Source organism: Saccharopolyspora sp. 6V (assembly GCF_020176785.1).
Lineage (GTDB): Bacteria > Actinomycetota > Actinomycetes > Mycobacteriales > Pseudonocardiaceae > Saccharopolyspora_C > Saccharopolyspora_C gregorii.
On record NZ_JAIUKB010000178.1, the window covers coordinates 1 to 18,615 of the forward strand.

At 73.4% G+C, this 18,615-nt stretch carries 18 protein-coding genes; 3 read left to right on the forward strand and 15 right to left on the reverse strand.

The annotated features are described in order from the left end of the window. Nucleotides 1-384: 384 nt before the first annotated feature. From LCD35_RS27750 to LCD35_RS27760, 3 genes are all read right to left on the reverse strand, one after another. A complete protein-coding gene (locus tag LCD35_RS27750) occupies nt 385-1,182 on the reverse strand; it encodes a DeoR/GlpR family DNA-binding transcription regulator (RefSeq protein WP_224962596.1) in 798 nt (265 codons plus the stop codon). A gap of 133 nt (nt 1,183-1,315) precedes the next feature. Further along, nucleotides 1,316-2,671 (reverse strand): gluconate:H+ symporter, encoded by a 1,356-nt coding sequence (locus tag LCD35_RS27755; RefSeq protein WP_225045192.1) that lies wholly within the window; start codon nt 2,669-2,671, stop codon nt 1,316-1,318. Further along, nucleotides 2,668-4,044, reverse strand: coding sequence for a homoserine dehydrogenase (locus LCD35_RS27760; protein ID WP_225045193.1), 1,377 nt, complete (start codon nt 4,042-4,044; stop codon nt 2,668-2,670). Before LCD35_RS27760 ends, LCD35_RS27755 begins: the two co-directional genes overlap by 4 nt. Before the next feature lie 246 nt (nt 4,045-4,290). Here LCD35_RS27760 and otnK point away from each other — a divergent pair, with 246 nt between their 5' ends. The 3 genes from otnK (at nt 4,291) to LCD35_RS27775 (ending at nt 6,911) form a co-directional block, all read left to right on the forward strand. Then, nucleotides 4,291-5,547: a 3-oxo-tetronate kinase gene (otnK, locus tag LCD35_RS27765; protein ID WP_225045194.1), complete on the forward strand. Its 1,257-nt coding sequence runs from the start codon at nt 4,291-4,293 to the stop codon at nt 5,545-5,547. Continuing rightward, on the forward strand, nt 5,544-6,182 hold the full coding sequence (locus LCD35_RS27770; protein ID WP_224962901.1) for a class II aldolase/adducin family protein: 639 nt from the start codon (nt 5,544-5,546) through the stop codon (nt 6,180-6,182). Before otnK ends, LCD35_RS27770 begins: the two co-directional genes overlap by 4 nt. A gap of 270 nt (nt 6,183-6,452) precedes the next feature. Beyond that, the gene (locus LCD35_RS27775; protein WP_224962903.1) at nt 6,453-6,911 is read left to right on the forward strand and encodes a helix-turn-helix transcriptional regulator; all 459 of its coding nucleotides are present in this window, start codon (nt 6,453-6,455) and stop codon (nt 6,909-6,911) included. Nucleotides 6,912-6,923: 12 nt separating this feature from the next. On the opposite strand, the gene LCD35_RS27780 is transcribed toward LCD35_RS27775, so the two are convergent. From LCD35_RS27780 to LCD35_RS27835, 12 genes are all read right to left on the reverse strand, one after another. After that, nucleotides 6,924-7,733 carry a TIGR03619 family F420-dependent LLM class oxidoreductase gene (locus LCD35_RS27780; RefSeq protein WP_225045195.1) on the reverse strand — a complete coding sequence of 270 codons (810 nt, stop codon included), beginning with the start codon at nt 7,731-7,733 and terminating at the stop codon, nt 6,924-6,926. Between the two features lie 57 nt (nt 7,734-7,790). Beyond that, entirely contained in the window at nt 7,791-8,984 is a 1,194-nt protein-coding gene (locus LCD35_RS27785) for an MFS transporter (RefSeq protein WP_224967963.1), read from the reverse strand. Between the two features lie 30 nt (nt 8,985-9,014). Beyond that, the gene (locus LCD35_RS27790) at nt 9,015-9,800 is read right to left on the reverse strand and encodes an alpha/beta fold hydrolase (protein ID WP_224962561.1); all 786 of its coding nucleotides are present in this window, start codon (nt 9,798-9,800) and stop codon (nt 9,015-9,017) included. Between the two features lie 35 nt (nt 9,801-9,835). Next, on the reverse strand, nt 9,836-10,909 hold the full coding sequence (locus LCD35_RS27795) for a zinc-binding dehydrogenase (RefSeq protein WP_225045196.1): 1,074 nt from the start codon (nt 10,907-10,909) through the stop codon (nt 9,836-9,838). A 7-nt stretch (nt 10,910-10,916) separates the two neighbouring features. After that, nucleotides 10,917-12,092 (reverse strand): acyltransferase, encoded by a 1,176-nt coding sequence (locus tag LCD35_RS27800; RefSeq protein ID WP_224962565.1) that lies wholly within the window; start codon nt 12,090-12,092, stop codon nt 10,917-10,919. After that, nucleotides 12,089-12,763, reverse strand: a complete 675-nt coding sequence (locus LCD35_RS27805) for an HAD-IA family hydrolase (RefSeq protein WP_225045197.1) — start codon at nt 12,761-12,763, stop codon at nt 12,089-12,091. Before LCD35_RS27805 ends, LCD35_RS27800 begins: the two co-directional genes overlap by 4 nt. Further along, complete coding sequence (locus LCD35_RS27810) at nt 12,760-13,536, reverse strand: sugar phosphate isomerase/epimerase (protein WP_225045198.1); 777 nt, start codon at nt 13,534-13,536, stop codon at nt 12,760-12,762. Before LCD35_RS27810 ends, LCD35_RS27805 begins: the two co-directional genes overlap by 4 nt. Further along, nucleotides 13,533-14,282: an SDR family NAD(P)-dependent oxidoreductase gene (locus LCD35_RS27815; RefSeq protein ID WP_225045199.1), complete on the reverse strand. Its 750-nt coding sequence runs from the start codon at nt 14,280-14,282 to the stop codon at nt 13,533-13,535. The genes LCD35_RS27810 and LCD35_RS27815 overlap by 4 nt, the downstream gene beginning before the upstream one ends. Then, nucleotides 14,282-15,400, reverse strand: a complete 1,119-nt coding sequence (locus LCD35_RS27820; RefSeq protein ID WP_225045200.1) for an alcohol dehydrogenase catalytic domain-containing protein — start codon at nt 15,398-15,400, stop codon at nt 14,282-14,284. Before LCD35_RS27820 ends, LCD35_RS27815 begins: the two co-directional genes overlap by 1 nt. Then, a complete protein-coding gene (locus LCD35_RS27825) occupies nt 15,397-16,410 on the reverse strand; it encodes an ROK family protein (protein ID WP_224962573.1) in 1,014 nt (337 codons plus the stop codon). Before LCD35_RS27825 ends, LCD35_RS27820 begins: the two co-directional genes overlap by 4 nt. After that, a complete protein-coding gene (locus LCD35_RS27830; RefSeq protein WP_225045201.1) occupies nt 16,407-17,600 on the reverse strand; it encodes a sedoheptulose 7-phosphate cyclase in 1,194 nt (397 codons plus the stop codon). Before LCD35_RS27830 ends, LCD35_RS27825 begins: the two co-directional genes overlap by 4 nt. 322 nt (nt 17,601-17,922) lie before the next feature. Further along, nucleotides 17,923-18,615: MAB_1171c family putative transporter (locus LCD35_RS27835; RefSeq protein WP_308016949.1), on the reverse strand; the 693-nt coding region annotated here is incomplete at its 5' end.

Below are 18,615 nucleotides of genomic sequence, written 5' to 3' on the forward strand. Positions count from 1 at the left end.
CGCCCGCCGCACCCGCCACACACCCACCTCCATGCCCCCCCCCCCCCCCCGGGGGGGCCGCCCCCCCCCCCCCGGCCCGGTTTTCGTCGCCGGGCCAGGAGAACTCCGTCGGAAGACGCGTCCAGTGCACCCGCCGCGCGCTGGCGGTCGCCGCACCCGCGCAGCCGACCACTGCGGACCGCAGCACCTACCGGAAGGCCCGCGGGTCGCTGGTGGCGCCGAAGGTTCGGTCGGCGCAGGCCGCCTGCGAGTTGGCCGGTGCCCGGTGACCACCGCCGGGGGGGGGGGGGGCGGGGGGGCGCGGGCGGGGGGGGGGCGCGGGCGGGGCGGACCCGGCGCGCCCGTCCCGAGCGCTCGTTCCTGCGCTCGGGACGGTTCGCCGCTTCACGACTCCGACGCCACCAACCGCAGCTCGGTCCCCGCCGCCCGGATCCCCTCCGCCGCCGCGTCGGCCAGCGCGGCGTCGGTGACGACCTCGTCGAAGGCGGTCAGCGGCGCGACCTTGTAGCGCCCGAACGTCCCGTACTTGGAGGATCCGGCGACCAGCAGGGATTTCGAGGCGGTGGCCATCGCGGCGTGCTTGACCTCCACCTTGCGCTCGGACGGCGTGGTGACGCCGCGCAGCAGGTCCCAGGAGCTGGCGCTGACGAACGCGACGTCCAGTGCGAGCTGCCGCAGCGTGGCGGCGGCGAGCCGTCCGACGGTGGAGCGGTTCGCCGGTTCGACGAGCCCGCCGAGGTGGATCACGTCGAGGTGGGTGGCGGGCAGCAACCGCTCCACGGCGGTGAAGTCGTTGGTGACGACGGTGAGCTCCGCGCGCTCCACCAGCAGCGGGATCATGGTGAGCATCGTGGTGCCCGCGTCGAGGTAGACGGTCATGCCGTCGCGGACGTGCCGGGCCGCTTCCCGCGCCATCGCCTGCTTCGCGGGCTGCTCGGTGACGGACTTGTCCTGGTAGGTCGGTTCGGCGTGCAGCTGGCTGGCGATGCGGGCGCCGCCGGGCACGGAGAACACGAGCCCGCGGCGTTCGAGTTCGGCGAGGTCGCGGCGCACCGTCATGTGCGAGATGCCGAACAGCTGGGTGATCTGCTGGACGCTGAGCACGCCTTCGCGCCGCAGGTGCTTGACCAGTTGTTCGCGCCGCTGGTCCGGAATGAGCGGCGGGTTGCCCGACGCGTCCATGCCCTGCTCCCGTCTCGTGCCGCCGGGCTGCTCCGCCCGGCGGCTCCCATTGTCGCGGCCGTCCGCCCGGGGCTCCGCGGAACCCGCTGGAAACCCCGCCCGCCCGGGCGCGACGGGCGGGCGGGGGGCTCGATCAGGTGACCAGCGCGCTCAGCAGCAGGACGCCGCCGAGGCTCAGCACCGACTGCACGGACAGCATCAGCGTCCAGGTCCGGAAGGTCTGGGCGACGCTGAGCTGGAAGTACTCCTTGAACAACCAGAACCCGGAGTCGTTGACGTGCGAGAGCATCACCGCGCCGGACGCGGTGGCGAGCACCAGCAGCTCCGGCGACAGCCCCGGGTAGGCGGCGACGAGCGGCGCGACGATCCCGGTGGCCGCCGCGGTCGCGACGGTCGCGGAGCCGAGGCAGACCCGCAGCAGCGCGGCGGTGAGCCACGCCAGCAGCAGCGGTGGCACCGCCCAGTCCACGGCGTACTGGGTGATCAGCTGGTCGACCTCGGTGGCGGAGAGCATCTCCTTGAGCCCGCCGCCGGCACCGAGGATGAGGATGATCGCGCCGACCGGCCCGAGCCCCTTGGCCGCCATCTTCTGCAGCTTCGCCAGCCCGAACCCGGATCGCACGCCGAGCGCGAAGAACGCGAACACGACGGCGACGAGCAGCGACAGCACCGGGGTGTCGCAGGCTTCGAACACGACGTGCGCCCAGCCGTCCGGCGCGGCCACGGCCGTGCCGAGGGTGCCGATGAGCATCAGCCCAGCAGGCAGCAGCACGGTGATCAGCGCGAGCACCAGCGACACCGGCCGGCGGAGCTCGTCCTCGGCGGGCCCGGGATCGGGCACCGGGGACTTGTCCAGGTCCGGCGCGGGCCCGAACCAGCGGGACAGCAGCGGAGTGAGCACCGGCCCGCACAGCACCATCACCGGGATCGCGATGAGCAGCCCGTAGAAGATGGTGAGCCCGGTGTTCGCGTCGTAGGCGGCGACCGCCAGCGTCGGCGCCGGGTGCGGGGGCAGCAGCCCGTGCGAGACGTAGAGCCCGGCGGCCATCGGCAGGCCCACGAACAGCAGGTGCGAGCCGGTGCGCTTGGCGACGGCGTACACCAGCGGCACCAGCATCACGAAGCTGACGTCGAACAGGTGCGGCATGCCGATGAGCAGCGCCGCGGTGGCGATGGCGGCGGGAATCCACTTGACGGGCCGGGCGCCGATGAACGCGGTGGCGATGCGGTCGGCGCCGCCGGAGCCGAGCAGGATGCCGCCGAGGATGGTGCCGAGGCCGATGACGGGCCCGGTGTCGCTGAGCGCGTCGCCGAAGCCGGTCTGGAAGTGCTCGGCGGTCTCACCGGGTGCGATCCCGTTCGCGAAGCCGAGGCCGAGCGCGGCGATCATCAGCGCGAGGAACGGGTGCAGCTTCATCTTGGTGATGAGCAGGATCAGCACCACGATCGCGCCCGCCGCGAGCAGCAGCGGGGTCAGTTCGGTGCTCATCTGGTCTCCTCGCCCTGCTGCCAGGCCTCGACGAGGGCGGGGTCCGGGTTCGCCAGGTCGGACAGGGCGATCAGCTCGCCCGCGGCGACGTCGCGGCGCAGCGTCGCATGCGCGGCGAGGTACAGCGGCGCGACGTCGGCGGGGGCCTCGTCGCCGCGCAGCAGCACGGCCTGCACGCCGGTGACGTCGTGGTGGTGCCCGCCCATGTCGAGGACGGTGCCCGCGGCGAGGTCCTGCTTCGCGCGCCCGGCGAGCACGGCGTGCCTGCGGGGTTCGCGGGTGAGCGCGTCGCGACCGCGGGCGACGAGGTCGAGCAGCGTCGCCGGGGTTTCCACGCCCATCAGGTGGAAGGGCAGGTAGAGGACGGCGTAGCGGCCGTCGCGGCTGACGACGTGGCCCTTCTCGGCGAGGATCCGCCAGGTCTCGGCGTCGTTGGTGCGCAGCACGACGAACTCGCCGCCGGCGAAGGAGGCTTCCCCGGGCAGCCGCAGCGCGCTGAACACGTCCACGGCGCCGGGTTCGCGCAGCACCCCGCCGTCCTCGCGCAGCGCGTAGACGTCGGCGAGTTCGGCGATCCGCGCGACCGGGTAGTGCAGCCGTTCCACGTCGGGCCGGAAGCCGGTGCCGTTGGCGACGACCGCCATCTCGCAGTAGTCGGCGGTGGCGCCGGTGGGCAACGCGGCGACGGCCTCGGCGCGGGCGGCGAGGGTGGCGCGCACGTCGTCGCCGAGGGTGAGCAGCTCGCCGAGCTCGGGCGCGTCGACGGTGCGGTCGAGCTGGGTGACGGTCCCGCGTTCGGGGTCGTGGACGAGGTCGTACTCGGTGGACTTGCCGATGGCGACGACGTCCATGCCGAGCAGCCGCGCCCGGTCCAGCAGCTTGAGCAGGTTGCCGGGCTGGTCGCCCTCGGCGGGCAGGTAGGCGACGTCGTTGGCCGCGGCGATCCGGGCCAGGTGCAGCCCGGCGACGGAGTCGACCTCCTTGCTGACCATGGCGACGTGCCTGCCGAGTTCGAGCGCGGCGCGCGCCATCGCGTAGCCGTGGGCGGGGCTGCCGGTGGCTTCGACGAGCACGTCCCAGGCGCCCGCGCCGATGAGTTCGTGGTCGGCGACGAGCGCGATGTTCCCGTCCGCGGTGGCGGCGGCGGTCTCCGCGGCGTCGGCGCAGGTGCGCAGGCGCGCTTCGGGATACCCGAGTTCGAGGCACAGCGCGCGCAGCCTGGGGACGTCGACGTCGCAGAGCACGGCGGGTTCGAGCGCGGGGATCAGCCTGGTCTGCGCCAGCAGGGTGCGGGCGAAGCCGCCCGCCGCTCCGGAGAGCGCGTACCCGACGGGCCGTTCGCCGGTGCCCGGTGGGCGTGGCTGCTCGTTCATGGGTCTCCTCGTTGAGTCCTGGCGCCGCGATAGCTCGGGGAGCCGCGCGCCCCCACGGCCGATCGGGTGGAACCGGGATCACACTGGTTCACAGAAGATATTCACTGATTCACATCAGAGTCAAGCGTGCTAACATATTTTCACGGCCGCGGTGCGGTTCGCCCGCGACTCCCGATCCGGGCGATCCCCCGGCCGTCCTCAGACCCCGTCCGCGCGCGCCGTGGACCCGCCCGCCAGGGAGGACGCATGCCGCTGCTCGGCGCGATCGCCGACGACTTCACCGGGGCGACCGACCTCGCGACGATGCTCGTCTCCCGCGGCTTCCGCACCGCCGTGGTGATCGGCACCGCGGCGCCCGCCGAGCCGCTCGACGAACTGGACGCGGTGGTGGTGGCGCTGAAGTCCCGCACCGCGCCGGTCGAGGAGGCCCTGCGGGACTCGCTCGCCGCGGTGCGCTCGCTGCGCGCCGCCGGCTGCGAGCGGATCTACCTCAAGTACTGCTCCACGTTCGATTCCACGCCCGAGGGCAACATCGGGCCGGTGGTGGACGCGGTGCTCGACGAGCTCGACGTGCCGGGCGCGGTGGTGGTGCCGTCGTTCCCCGCGACCGGCCGCACCGTGCACCGCGGACACCTGTTCGTCGGCGACCAGCCGCTGGCGGAGAGCCCGATGCGCGACCACCCGCTGACCCCGATGCGGGACTCGAACCTGCTGCGGCTGCTGTCCCCGCAGACCCGCCGGCCGGTGCGGCTGGCCGGGCACGACGTGGTGCGCGCCGGGGCCGAGGCGGTGCGCGCGAGCCTGGCCGAGCACGGCGACGCGCTGGTGGTGGTCGATGCCGCCACGGACGAGGACCTCGCGGTGATCGCGGCGGCCACCGCGGACGCGCCGGTGCTCACCGGTGGCGCGGGGCTCGCGCTCGGGCTCACCGGTCCGCACCCGGGGCGGGCCCGCGCGGGATCGGCCGGTCCGGGCCCGGCGGTGGTGCTGGCGGGCAGCGCATCGGCCGCGACCCGGTCCCAGGTCACGCACGCGAAAACCCTGCTGCCACACCGGAAGCTGGATCTCGCGGCGCTGCGCGCGGACTTCGACGGCACCACCGCCCAGCTCGTCGAGTTCGTCCGCTCCTGCTGGGCCGGTGATCCCGCGCTGCCGCCGCTGCTCTACGCGGTCGGCGTCGGCGACGAGGTCGAACCGGCGCGAGACGACGACGCCGAGCCCGCCGGGGCGCTGCTGGAGCGGGCGCTGGCGCGCTGCGCCGCCGACCTGGTCGCGCACGGCGCGCGGCGGCTGCTCGTCGCGGGCGGCGAGACCTCCGGCGCGGTGGTCCTCGCGCTCGGCGCCACCACCCTGCACGTCGGCGCGCAGATCGCGCCCGGCGTGCCCTGGTGCCGCACCGAGTCCGATGTGGACGGAGAGCCCAGGCCGGTGGACGTGGCGCTGAAATCGGGGAACTTCGGAGGGGTCGACATCTTCACCACCGCATGGGACGTGCTGTCATGAGCGACGCCCGAGCAGAACTGGCCGCCGCGGGCGCGAAGCTCGCCGCGCTCGGCCTGAGCCCCGGCTCCTCCGGCAACCTCAGCGTCCGCGAGGGCGACCGGATGCTGATCACGCCGACGGGCGCGGACCTCGGCGACCTCGACCCGGCGGCGCTCGCCGAGCTGTCCCTCGACGGCGAGCACCTCGGCGGGCCGCGGCCGTCGAAGGAGTTCCCGCTGCACGGCGCCTTCTACCGCCGCGACCCGGCCACCACCGCGGTGGTGCACCTGCACTCCCGGCACGCTTCCGCGGTGTCCTGCCTGCAGCCGTGGTCCGAGCGCAGCGCGATCCCGCCGCTGACCCCGTACTTCGTGATGCGCGTCGGCCAGGCCCCGCTCGTCCCGTACGCCGCACCGGGCGATCCGGCGCAGGCCGGTGCGCTCGCGGCGCTGGACTTCGAGTTCCGCGCCGCGCTGCTGCAGAACCACGGCCCGATCACCGCGGGCACCTCGCTGGCGGCGGCGGTGGACGCGGCGGTGGAGATCGAGGAGGTCGCGGCCCTGCTGCTCGGCCTCGGCCGGCACCGCCCGCGCCTGCTCGAACCCGCCGAGATCCACGAGCTCACCGCGAAGTACGGCACTCCGTGGGACGCCTGAGCGAGCACGCAACGGCCCCGTGCGATCACGCATCGGAGTCGGCCCGGTGTGCCCGAAACGCCCCGGACCGGATCGCGAAGAGGATCACCGGAGCGGAACCCGGCACGTGGTACTCTTCCGCGCAAGTCGGTCGCACACCGCCGAAAACGGGTGTGCGGACCCCTGTACCCCGCCGGACGCACTCGCGGCGGACCGGAACGCGGGCGAACCGGATCGGACCGGTCGGCCACGACGGAGCGTGACGGTCGGCGGTCCCGCCGTGGAGGTGCGATGAACCCGGAACCCGGCTCGGCGGAGCAGCCGCCGCGGACGCTCGCCGACAAGCTGGTGTACCTGATCGACGTGTACGCCCAGCAGAACGCCGCCCCCGGGCAGCAGGCCCAGTGGCCGACCTTCGAACGCCTCGCCGCGGAGATCAGCGCCGGCACCGGGAAATCCATCTCGCACGGCTACCTGCACCAGCTCTGCCGCGGCCAGCGGGACAACCCGACCCTGCACCACCTCCAGGCGCTCGCCGAGTTCTTCCGGGTGCCCGTCGCCTTCTTCACCGACAACGAGGCGACCCGGGAGATCGTGGCGCAGTACGAACTGGTCCTGGCCATGCGCAACAGCCGCATCCGGGAGATCTGCACCTACGCGCCGCTGCTCGACTGGGAAGGGCTGGACGCGGTCACCGCGCTGGTGAAGGACCTGGCGGGCGGGGTGAAGCGGCCGGAGGCCGAGAGCTGATCGCTCCGGCGATCAGCCGGCGGCGGCGATGAACCGCGCCATCCGCTCGCGCACCCCGTCGTCGGAGCCCAGCCACACCGCGACCGAATCGGCCCCGGCCGCGGCATAGGCATGCACGTCGTCCACGACGGCCGCCAGCTCCGCGCCGCCGCCGAGCCACGACGTCCGCACCGAGACCCGGACCGGCCGCACCGCGTTCGCCCGCAACCAATCGACACGCGCGGCGAACGTGGCGGGTTCCGGAGCGATGGGCTGCCACCCGTCGCCCGACCGGGCCGCGCGGCGCAGCGCCCGCTCCCCCGAACCACCCACCACGATCGGCACCGGTGTGCCGGGCTTCGGTTCGAAGACCCCGGTGTCGTAGTGGAAGTGCGTGCCGTGGAACGGTCCGGAACCGCCGAGCAGGTGCCGGATCAGGTCGATGGCCTCGTCGGCGCGCGCCCCGCGGTCGGCGAAGCCGGCCCCCACCGCGGCGAATTCCGCCCGGTCCCAGCCGATGCCGACGCCGAGGGTGAAGCGGCCGCCGGAGATCCGCTCCAGCGTGGCCGCCTGCTTGGCGACGACGAACGGGCTGCGCATCGGCAGCACCAGCACCGAGGTGCCCAACCGGATCGTCCGGGTGCGCACCGCGATGGCGGCCAGGGCGACCAGCGGATCGTAGATCCCGCCGTAGCTGCCGGGTGCGTAGCGCGACGGCGGCAGCAGGTGGTCCGGCAACCACACCGCCCCGTATCCGAGCCGCTCAGCCGCCACCGCGAGATCGCCCAGCTCCGCGAACGGCAGCTCCGGCGATTCCGCGGGCAGCACCAGTTGCAGGTCCACCCGTCATCTCCTCCGCTCGGGCGCGGGGGGGGGGCGCCCCCCCCCCCCCCCCCCCGGTCACACCGCTGATTCCACCGCGACCCGGTCACCGCCGCTCGACCGGTTCCGCCACCAGTGCGAGGCTACGGCCAGCAGCAGCGCGAGCCCGCACACCGCGGCGGAGGTCAGCGGCACCGCCCCGGTCCCCCAGCCGAGGTCGAGCACCTGCCCGCCGAGCCAGGCGCCGAACCCGTTGCCCAGGTTGAACGCGGACACGTTCACCGACAACGCGAGGGTCGGAGCGGCGATCGCGATGCGCTGGATGTGCGCCTGCAGGCTCGGGATGATGGAGAAGCCCGAAGCACCGAACAGGAACAGCGCCGCCACCGCCAGCGCCGGGACCGGACCGCAGAGCCAGAACACCAGGCACACCGCGGTGAGCACGGCCAGCACGGCGAGCACCGCCCGGCCCACGTCCCCGTCGGCGAGCTTGCCACCGGCGAAGTTCCCGACCACCGAGCCGACGCCGAACACCACCAGCAGCACCGAGATCGACGCGGGCGCGAACCCGCTGACCTCCTGCAAGATCGGCACCAGGTAGGTGGAAGTGGTGAACACCGCGCCCTGGGCGAGCACCGTGACCACCACCGCCACCACCAGCACCGGACTGCGCAGTGCCGCGACCTCCTGGCGCAGCCGTTCGCGCCCGGTGGCCGCCCGCTGCTGCGCGGGCGGCCGCATGAACAGCGCGATCAGCACGATGGTCAGCCCCGCCACCAGCGCGATGGCGACGAAGGTGAACCGCCAGCCGAACCGCTGCCCGACGAACGTGCCCAGCGGGGAGCCGAGCGCGTTCGCCAGGTTGAACCCGAGCGCGATCTTCGCCATCGCCGAACCCTGCTTGTCCGGCGCGGAGATCGCGGCGGCCAGCGAGAACGCGACCGCCACGAAGGTTCCGTGGCTCATCGCGGTGAACACCCGCGCCGCCATCAGCACGCCGTAGTCCGGCGCCACCACCGCGGCGGCGTTGCCCGCGGTGAACACGGCCATCAGCACGAGCACCAGCGCCTTGCGCGGCACCTTCGTGGTCAGCAGCGTGACCGCGGGCCCGATCACCGTCACGCCGAGGGCGTATCCGGTGACCAGCAGACCCGCCGAGGGCACGCTGACCGCCAGGTCCGCCGCCACGTTCGGCAGCAGTCCGGAGATCGCGACCTCGGCGGTGCCGACGCAGAACACGCCGAGCATGAGTGCGAACACGGGAATGGGCATGGGCGAACCTCGCGGAGCGGTGGTCGTCGGTCAGTTCTCGGGGTGCAGGAATCCGCGGACCAGGTCCACCAGCTCGTCCGGCCGTTCCATGACGACCAGGTGTCCGCTGTCGATCTCGGCGTAGGTGCTGCCCTCGATGGACTCGTGCAGTTCCCGGGAGTGCCCGACGGGCACCAGCTGGTCGTGGGTGCAGCCGACGACCAGCGTGGACGCCTGGATCTTCGGGGTGAGGTCGCTGATGTCGATGCCGAGCCCCAGGTCGATCTGCCGGTTGGTGCCGTCCGAGCACTTGGTGCCCGCCACGAACTCGGCCAGCGCCTCCACGCCCATCCGGCTGACGAAGCCGGGGGTGAACAGCAGCAGCGTGATCAGTCGCGCGTAGGAGGACTCGTCGAGGTCCGCGAGGTCGCGCCACAGCTTGAAGGTGAGCTGGTGGCGCGGATCGGTCGAGTCCTGCCAGCCGGCGATGAGCACCAGCCGGTGCACCAGTTCGGGGTGCTTGGCGGCCACCCCGGCCGCGACGACGGCGCCGAGCGAGAACCCGCCGAGGTCCACCGGCTCGCCACCGTTGTCCCGGATGACGGCGGCGACCTGCTCGATCAGCGCGTCGAGGGTGATCGCACCACCGTCGTCCTCGGTGCCACCGCTGCCCGCGTAGTCCGGGGTGATCACGGTGTGCCGGTCGGTGAACCGGTCCACCAGGTGGCCGAAGTTGGCGACCGAATCGGCTCCGGTCCCGTGCACCAGGACGAGTCCTGGCCCCGCGCCGTGCGTCGTGTAGTGCACCACCGCGCCGGGGATCGAAACTGTGCTCACGATGAGTTCACTTCTCCTTTCTCGTCCGGTCACCGTCAGGACATCCGAATCAGGATCTTCGGACGTCGGCGACCGCTGCTGGCAAGCCGTTGGAAGGCGGCACCGACTTCCGAACGGGAGAAAGCGGAATCTACCAAGGGATCCAGCCGGACCAGACCGCTTTCCACGAACTTGATCAACTCTTCCCAGCACCCGATCCCGGAGAGGACCGCGTGCACCGTGACGTTCTTGATCACCAGGTCGGCGACCGGAAATCCGTCCACCGAATGGTGCGGAGTGCCCAGCTGCGCCATTCGGGCACCCGGTGCGCACAGCACCGGCGCGGACCTGGCCGCGGCCACCGAACCCGATGCCTCGATGACGGCCGAGTAGCGGTCCGCTTCGGCGTTCTCCGGAACCGAGACCGGGAAGCCGAGTTCCGCGGCGAGCTCCCGCGGCTCCGGTTGCGGGTCGAACACGTCGACCCGCGCGCCCAGCGCACGGCACAACTGGGCCGCTACGACACCGAGCGTGCCCGCGCCCAGCACCGCCACCCGGTCCGCACCGGTCACCGCCAGCCGCCGCACCGCGTGCAGCGCGGCCGAGGCGGGTTCCAGCAGCGCGGCGACGTCGTCGCCGAGCGAGTCCGGGATCCGGACCAGCGTGTCCGCCGGGGCTTCGAGGTAGTCGGCAGCGGCGCCCTGCGCCTGGCCGAGCACGCCGATCTCGCTGCGACCCGGGCAGTACCTGAGGTCGCCGCGTCCGCAAGCGGGGCAGTTCCCGCAAGGGCGGAAATTGTGCCCGGAAACGCGCTGTCCGACTTCGAACCCGACGACCCCGGAACCGGTTTCGACGATCCGCCCGCTCCACTCGTGGCCGAACACGAACGGGAACGACTTCAACCCGTCGTGCAGGTAATTGCTCGATCCGTCGTAGAAACCCAGATCCGTGCCGCACAGGCCGATCCGGCTGATCCGGATCAGGCAGTTCCCGCGGCTCGGCGGGGCCACCGGAATTCGCCGCTCCCGCACCACCCCGGGAGCTTCCAGCACCAGTGCGGACATCGCGGACGACTCGCGCTCGGGCGATTCGGGCGAAACCCGGCCTGTCATGTCGGTGGAACGGGACATGCGCACCTCACTTCGCGGGAACGGGTTCGGCGGGGACGGACTCCACAGGCGCCGCGGGCGGACGGCGGCGGCCGAAGCGCCGCATGATCGGCCGTTCGACGGCGGTGTACAGCAGCCACGCGCCCAGCACCGAGACGACCAGCTCGGCGAGCACCACACCGCTCGCGGCCCAGAAGCCGAAGTAGGCGTCCGGCCCCAGCAGCTCCCGGGTACCGCTCAGCACCAGCGCGTGCACCATGTAGAACGCGAACGAGATCTCCCCCAGCCACACCGGGAACCGCCCCCGCAGCGGCGAGCGGCCGCCGCGGACGTCGGCGCACGCGGCCGCCGGGATGAGCAGCGCCAGCGGGATGATCGTGACCGCGTTCAGGTGGAACACCCACGGCACGAAGGACGCCAGCACGTACCCGCCGGCGGTGAGCAACGCCGCGGTCCCGAAGCCGAGCCCGATCCAGCGCCCGCTCAGCACGATCCTGGCCAGCACGATGCCGAGCGCGAAGTCCAGCGCGCGCACCGGCGGCAGGAAGTACACCAGCCAGAACTGCCACACCGAGCCCGGCGAGTTCGCCTCCGGGAGCCCCGGTTCGGTGGGCACCAGGAACTGCGCCACGAACGCCACCGCGAACACCGCCGCGATCAGCCCGATCGCGGTCGCCCACAGCCGAGCCGCGGGAATCCGCTTGATCAGCGGGAACAGCACCGGGAACGCCAGGTAGAACAGCAGCTCGCAGCCCAGCGACCAGCTCGGCACGTTCACGCTGAGGAACGTGTCGTAGTCCGGCACCCACGGGTGCAGCAGGAACAGGTTGGCGAACACCGTCCCGGCCGCCGCGGTGCCGCCGCTGAACAGCACCAGCGCCAGCGCCCAGGTCACCAGGTGGTTCGGGAACACCTTCACCAACCTGCGGCGCCAGAAGTCCAGCACGTCCCCCACGGAGTCGCTGGACCAGGTGAGCACGAATCCGCTGAGGATGAAGAAGAACGCGACGCCGATGCGGCCCGCGTCGGCGGCGACGGTGCTGAACGCGCTCGCCTGCGCCGGGTCGCCGAAGAACGTCCACGGCGGCGTCGTGCAGGAAGCGTGGAACAAGAACACGAGCAGCGCGGAGATGAACCGCATGCTCGTCAAGGACGGCAACCGCGAGGTGCGGTCCCGCTCGGTGATCCCCCAGGTCTGCGTCATGGTCGTGCGGTCCTCATTTCTTCGAGTCGGACCCGCAGGCGTTCGCCGTCGCTGGAGGCGGTGACCGCGTCGAGGTCGGCGACCCGGGGCAGGTCTGCGGCGACCCGCCCGCCGTGGGCGCCGACGACGACCGCCCGCGCCCCGCTGGCCAGTGCCGAGAGCAGGCCTGCCTCGGCGTCCTCGAACACGATCGCCGCTTCCGGTGGCACCCCCAGGTGCCGGGCGGCGAGCGAATACCCCTCCGGATCCGGTTTTCCTTGTCGGACGTCTTCGGCGCTGACGACCACGTCGGGCAGCCGCAGCCCGGCCGCCGCCATGCGCCGCCGCGCCAGTTCGCGGCCTGCGGAGGTGACCACGGCCCAGCGGCTCGCGGGCAGGCTCGCCAGCAGCTCGGCGGCTCCGGGGATCTGCACGATCCCGTCGACGTCGGCCACTTCCTCCGCGACGAGCCGGGCGGTCTCCGCGGCCACGTCGCCGCCGGCGGGCAGGTGCCGCGCCACGGTCTCCCCGGTCCTCCTGCCGTGCGCGTCGGCGAGGATCTCGGCGCCGTCGAGCCCGTGGCGGCGGGCGAAGCGGTGCCAGGTCCGTTCGACGACGGTGGTCGAGTCGACCAGCGTGCCGTCCATGTCGAACAGCAGCGCCTCGGCGGTGAGCAGCACTTCTTCGGTCATGGCCGGGCCTCGCTCGGTCGTCGGGTCAGGGTGTCGGCGTGTCCGCGAAGCCGCGCCAGGTCGACGCGCAGCCGTTCCCGGTCGCCGTCGCGGTGGTCGTTCTCCAGCACCAGTGCGCGCACATGCCCGCCGCGCGCGCGGACCGCGGCGAGGGCGGACTCGGTGTCGCCGCCGTCCTTGACGTGGATCTGGTCGGCGAACCGGTCGCCGAGCGCCGCGACCAGCGCCGCGACGTCCACGCCCGCCTGGTGCGGGTTGGCCGTGTCGAGCAGCAGCCGGAAGGATTCCGCGCCGACCTGGTCGAGCAGCCGTTCGGCCGCGGGAACGTCGAGGACGTTCTCGTTGGCCAGCAGCAGGCCGCGGGCGGCGGCTTCGGCGCTCGCCCAGCGCAGCACCTCGGCGGTCGCCGACAACGATGCGGGGCCGGTGATCGCGCTGCGCCGGAAGCTCGGCACGAACACCAGCGGTGCCTCCAGTTCCCGCGCCGCGTCCAAGGCGCGGGTCACGGTGCGGCGCACCACCCCGGGGTCGGCGGAGGTGAGCCCGATGTCGTTCATCAGGTTCACCGCTACCCCGAGCACGCGGACTCCGGTGGCGGCCGAGGTCTCCCGGATCCGCCGGATGCGCCCCGGTTCGTCGAGCGGTGCGCCGCGTCCCGGACCGCCGAGGTCGAGCTGCACCCCGTCCGCGCCGAGTTCCGCGGCGAGGGTGAGCACGTCCGCGCCGTCGGCGTCGACGCGCCAGCCGGTGAGCCCGATCAGCGGCCGGTTCACGAACCCAGCCCGCGGCTCTGCGACTCCGGCGGCTGCTCGCGCACCGAACGCCAGCCGCCGTCGGCGTCGACGACCAGGCTGTCGCCGTGGTGCTCGCCGCCGCGGGTGCGCAGCAGCTCGGTGGCGACCGCGCCGAACCCGGCCGGGCGCATGTAGTCGCTGTAGTCGAAGTCCTCCGGCCGCCGGCGGCGGATGCCCGGGGTGTCGACCATGCCGGCGGGCAGCACCTGCACGATCCGCAGCCGCGCGGCGTCCTCCTCCTGGGCCAGCGAGTGGAGCAGGCCGGTGCCCGCCGCCTTGGTCGCGGCGTAACCGGACCGGCCGGGTCCCGCGTTGTAGACCACTTCGGAGGAGACCCCGAGCAGCAACCCGGGGCCTGCTTCTCGCAGTGCGGGCAGCGTGGCCGCCAGCGTCAGCCACAGGCCGTGCAGGTTCACGTCCACCTGGCGGCGCCACTCCTGTTCGGTGACGTCGCGGAACAGCGCCCGCTTCGTCCCGTAGTGCACCGCGGAGAAGCACACCGCGTGCAGCGGGCCCGCGCCTGCGACCTCGGCGAGGGCCTGCCGGGCCTGGTCGGGTTCGGTGAAGTCCAGCCGCGCCCAGCCCAGCGCGGCGTCATCGGGTTCGCTGCGGCTCGCGACGACGACGTCGGCGCCCGCTTTCGCCCAGGCGTCGGCGATGCCGCGGCCGATGCCCGTGGAACCGCCGACCACGAGCGCGCGGACCGGTCCGGAAACGTATGCCATCAGTTCTCCTCGTGGTGTCGGGGTTGCGGAGCGGAGATCCGCACGGCGAGCTTCACCAGCCGGCGGCCGTCGATGTCGCGACCGCGGCCGGTCGCGAGCTCGCGCATGATCCGGGCGGCTCCGTCGAGGTCGGTGCCGTGCGTGACCAGGTCGCGGTAGCGTTCCGGGGCGCGCACCAGCTCGTCGGCGGCGATCCGCAAGTGGTCGTTGCCGACCCCGCGGTGCCCGAACAGGTGCACGCGGTCGCCGGTGGTGGTGCTGAGCGCGGCGTGCTCGGGCGGGTCGGGTGTGCCCGCTCGGTTGGCGGCGCGGAGCGCGACGAGGTCGGCACCGGGCAGCACCGGCGTGCCCGCCGCCGGTGGCAGGCCGCCCACCAGGTCGACCGCGAGCTCGTGGCCCGCTGCCGCCGCGATCGCCGCCTCCAGGCAGCCGACGGTCGCGTCCCGCGGGGTGGCGATGAGCACGGCGACGGGCCCCGGTGCCGTTTCCGCCGCCAGGTCGGCGCCGGGTTCCAGCACCGCGTGCACCGGCTCCGGCGGCAGGTCGTCGGTGGTGCGCCGCACCAGGACGATCCGCTCGGCCTCGGCCAGCCATCGACGCGCGGCGCGCACCGCGAGCCTGCCGACCGTCCCGGCGCCGAAGACGACGAGGGTGCGCGGGCGGAACCGGCGCAGCGCCGAGAGCGCGTAGCGCACCACCGCGAGCGGTTCCAGCAGCGCCGCCAGGTCGGGCTCCGGCACCGCGGTCAGCGGCAGCACCAGGCCCGCGTCGACGACCGAGGCCGGTATCCAGGTCCGCTCCTGCAGCAGTCCGCCCACGTTGTGCCCCAGCAGGAACGCGGGGTCGGTGGGGTGCGTCGGGTTCACCACGACCTTCGTGCCCGCGGCGAGCTCCGGTGCGACGCCGGGCCCGGCCGCCACCACGGTCGCGATTCCTTCGTGGCCGATCACCTCGGCCGGGTCGTCCCGCATGCCGCGCAGCATCTGGACGTCGGTGCCGCACAGGCCTGCCACTTCGGGGCCCAGCAGCAGTTCTCCCGGTCCGGGCAGCCGGGTCGGCCGGTGCCGGACCGCGATGCCGGTGCCGTCGCGCACCACGGCTCGGTGCGTCCGGGTCATCTGCCCTCCCGCGCCGCGAGTCCCGCTCCGACGAGCCCGCCGGAGGTGCTCGCGTCGTCGACGACGAGCCGCCGCGCCGCCCAGCCGGGGACGCGGTCGCCGGTCAGGTAGGTGCCGGCGCGTTCCAGGTGCGCCAGCACCGCGCCGCGGTAGTGCTCGCCCAGCCCGGCGACGACGCCTCCGGTCAGCACCAGGTGGTCCAGCTCCGGGTCCAGGCACACGGCGGTGCGCAGCAGGTCGGCGACCGGTGCCGTGACGGCGGCCAGCAGCGCGGTGGCGAGCCGGTCGCCGTGGTCCAGCGCGGCGCGGAACGCGTCCTCGAACGCGGTGCCGTCCTCGGCGCCCCCCAGTGCCGAGTTCCGCCATCCGGCGGGATCGCGGCGCCGGACCTCCTCCGCGACCCGGCGGATTCCGGGCCCGGAGGCGAACGCCGAGAGGTGGTCGTCGACCCCGCAGTCGCAGGGCAGGTGCAGCGGTTCGCCGCGCCACGACGCGGCGACCGGCAGGTGCCCGATCTCGCCCTGCAGACCGCACTCGTCGACCGGGATCTCGCCGCGGCGGCGGTCCACGGTGCGGCAGGCGATGCCGGTGCTGATCGTCGCGAGCAGCACCTTGCGGTCGTCCGCGTACCTGGGCCCGGTGATGGCGTGCAGCAGTGCGGCGGTGACGTCGTTGACGACGTGCCAGCGCACGTCCGGGCGCGCGGACCGCAGAGCGCCCAGCAGGTCGAACGGCTCCGCGCAGGAACCCCACAGCGGCGCCGAGGCGTGCACGGTGCCGGTCCGGTGGTCCAGCGCGGCGCCGAAGGAGATCCCGGCGACGCGGCCTGCCGGCACCGCGGCGCACAGGTCCCGCACGAGTTCGGCCCGCAGCTGCGCGACGTCGGCGCCGGGACGCCTGCTGATGCTGGGCGGGGTGGTCTCGGTGATCTCGGCCAGCCCGTGCTCCGGCGTCCAGTCGGCGGCCCGCAGCCGGGTGCCGCCGACGTCGATCACGGTGATCGGGTTCATCGCGCCGCACGCACCAGAACGGTGTCCGATCCGGCCCGCTCCCGCACGAACCGGAGCGCTTCGCCGAGTTCCTCGCGGGTGATGTCGTGCACGAAGGTCGCGGAACCGATGCCGTCGGTCAGCGGAATCCGCTGCTCGCCGTCCCGGTGCTTCACCGCGTCGCGCAGCGCTTCGACGAGCAGGTCGGTGATGAACACCGGGTCGGTCACCGGCAGGCCGGCGGCCCGCAGCAGCCCGATCGCCCGGTCGGCGTCCGCGGTGCCGAGCATCCCCCTGTTGTGCGCGAGCGCCACGCACACCGCCATGTCCACCGCGACGGCTTCGCCGTGCAGCAGCGGCGGGTCGGCCCGCAGTTCCAGCGAGGGGCTGAAGGTGTGGCCGTAGTCGACCGAGCGCTCCAGCACCTCTTCCCACAGGTTCGGTTCCAGCTCGTCGAGCATGCCGCCGATCGCCCGCGACATGATCTCCACCGCGGGGCCGCCCGGCTCGCCGTCGGCGAACGCGGCCGCGTCCAGGTCGTGCACGGCGAGTTCCAGCAGGTCGAACAGCGCCGCGTCCTTGATCAGCGCCATCTTCACGATCTCGGCGATCCCGTTGGCGATGTGCCGTTTCGGCACCGTGCGCAGGAATTCCGGGTCGATCAGCGCCACTTCGGGCGCGTAGTAGCTGCCGAGCCGGTTCTTGTGCGTGCCGTGGTTGATGCCGGTCTTGACGCCGATCCCGGCGTCGACCTGGCCGATGAGCGTGGTGGGCACGCGGACGTAGGGGACGCCGCGCCGGTACAGCCCGGCGGCCATGCCCGCGACGTCGAGGACGGCGCCGCCACCGACCGCGACGACCTTCTCCGAGCGCCGCAGGATGCCCATCCCGGTCATCGCCTCGGTGATGGCGACGACTTCGTCGAGGTTCTTGGACTGCTCGCCGCCGGGGACGACGTGCCACTCCACGTCGATCGACCACGCCTCGAAGTAGGCGCGGAGCCGGTCGCCGTGGAGGACGTCGACGGAGTCGTCGACGATCAGCAGGCATCGCGGCGACCTGCCGGGCGCGGTTCCGCACGCCTCGGCGAGCGCCGGGTTCGACGGCGACAGCAGCCCGTTGAGCACGCGGACGTCGTAGCCGACCGGTTGCCGGGCGCGGACCCGCCAGTCGGTGCCGATCTTCGCGGTGCCTCCGGAGTTCGCGGACATCACAGAGTCCTCCCAGTGGTGGTGCCGCCGCCCGGACGCGCGGTCCGGGCGCGCGGAAGTGCGCTCCCGAATTCGTAGGTGGGTGGATCCGGGCGGGGTCGTGCCCTCGCCGGATCAGGTCGGCTGCGCTGCCGACGATCAGTTCGGTCGACCGAACTCCCCAGTTGCGCGAGCGGAGCTGATACCCCAGATCATCCATATCCGCTTACGTCGCGCGGCCTAATGCTAATCACAGCGGATGAGTGCCGTCAACTGAAATGGATGACAACGGGAGGTGACTTGTTTTCCCTGGTCCAGGGGCGGACCGGCCACGGGACGCCGCTCAGCGGCCCGCGGGCTGCGAACGCTCCGCGCGGCGGAAGTCGAGCGCCGGCACCGCCCCGTACTCCTCGGCGACCACCAGCAGGAAGCGGATCTCCGACTCCAGATCAGCCCCTCCCGGCAGCGGCACCGCACTCCCGGCCGCCACCGCGCCCCGCGCCCGGACGTCCTCCGCCGCCCGCAGCCAGCAGGCCAGCACCGCCGCCGCCACCCGGTCCGGCGGCACCCCTGCCGACACCACGTGCGCGCGCGCCCGCTCGACCAGTTCGGCCGAGCAGTGCCCGCTCAACAGCAGCACCGCGTCCCGGATCTCGATCACGAGCCGGTAGCACGCCAGCTCCACGGCGGCACGCGACCGGAACACCTCGCGCCCCGCGGCGGCGAACGGAGCACGCCGGACCTCCGGCACGCCGGCGGTGATCTCCGCCCACAACGGCAGCAGGCGCCGCAGAACCCGGCGCTTGGCCGAGGTCCCGCGCACCTCGGCCCACAGCGGGGCGGACACGCCCACCGCGAAGCACCCGGCCTGCACCCCGCTGACGAGCGGCGCGACCGACAACGGCGACGATTCCCCCGTCCAGGCCGCGAACGCCGCCAACGGGCAGAGCACGAGAACCGACAGGCAGAACCCGGCCCCGTACGCGAGCAGACCGAGCCGCGCCCCCCCCCCCCCCCCCCGGGCGCCCGCCCCCCC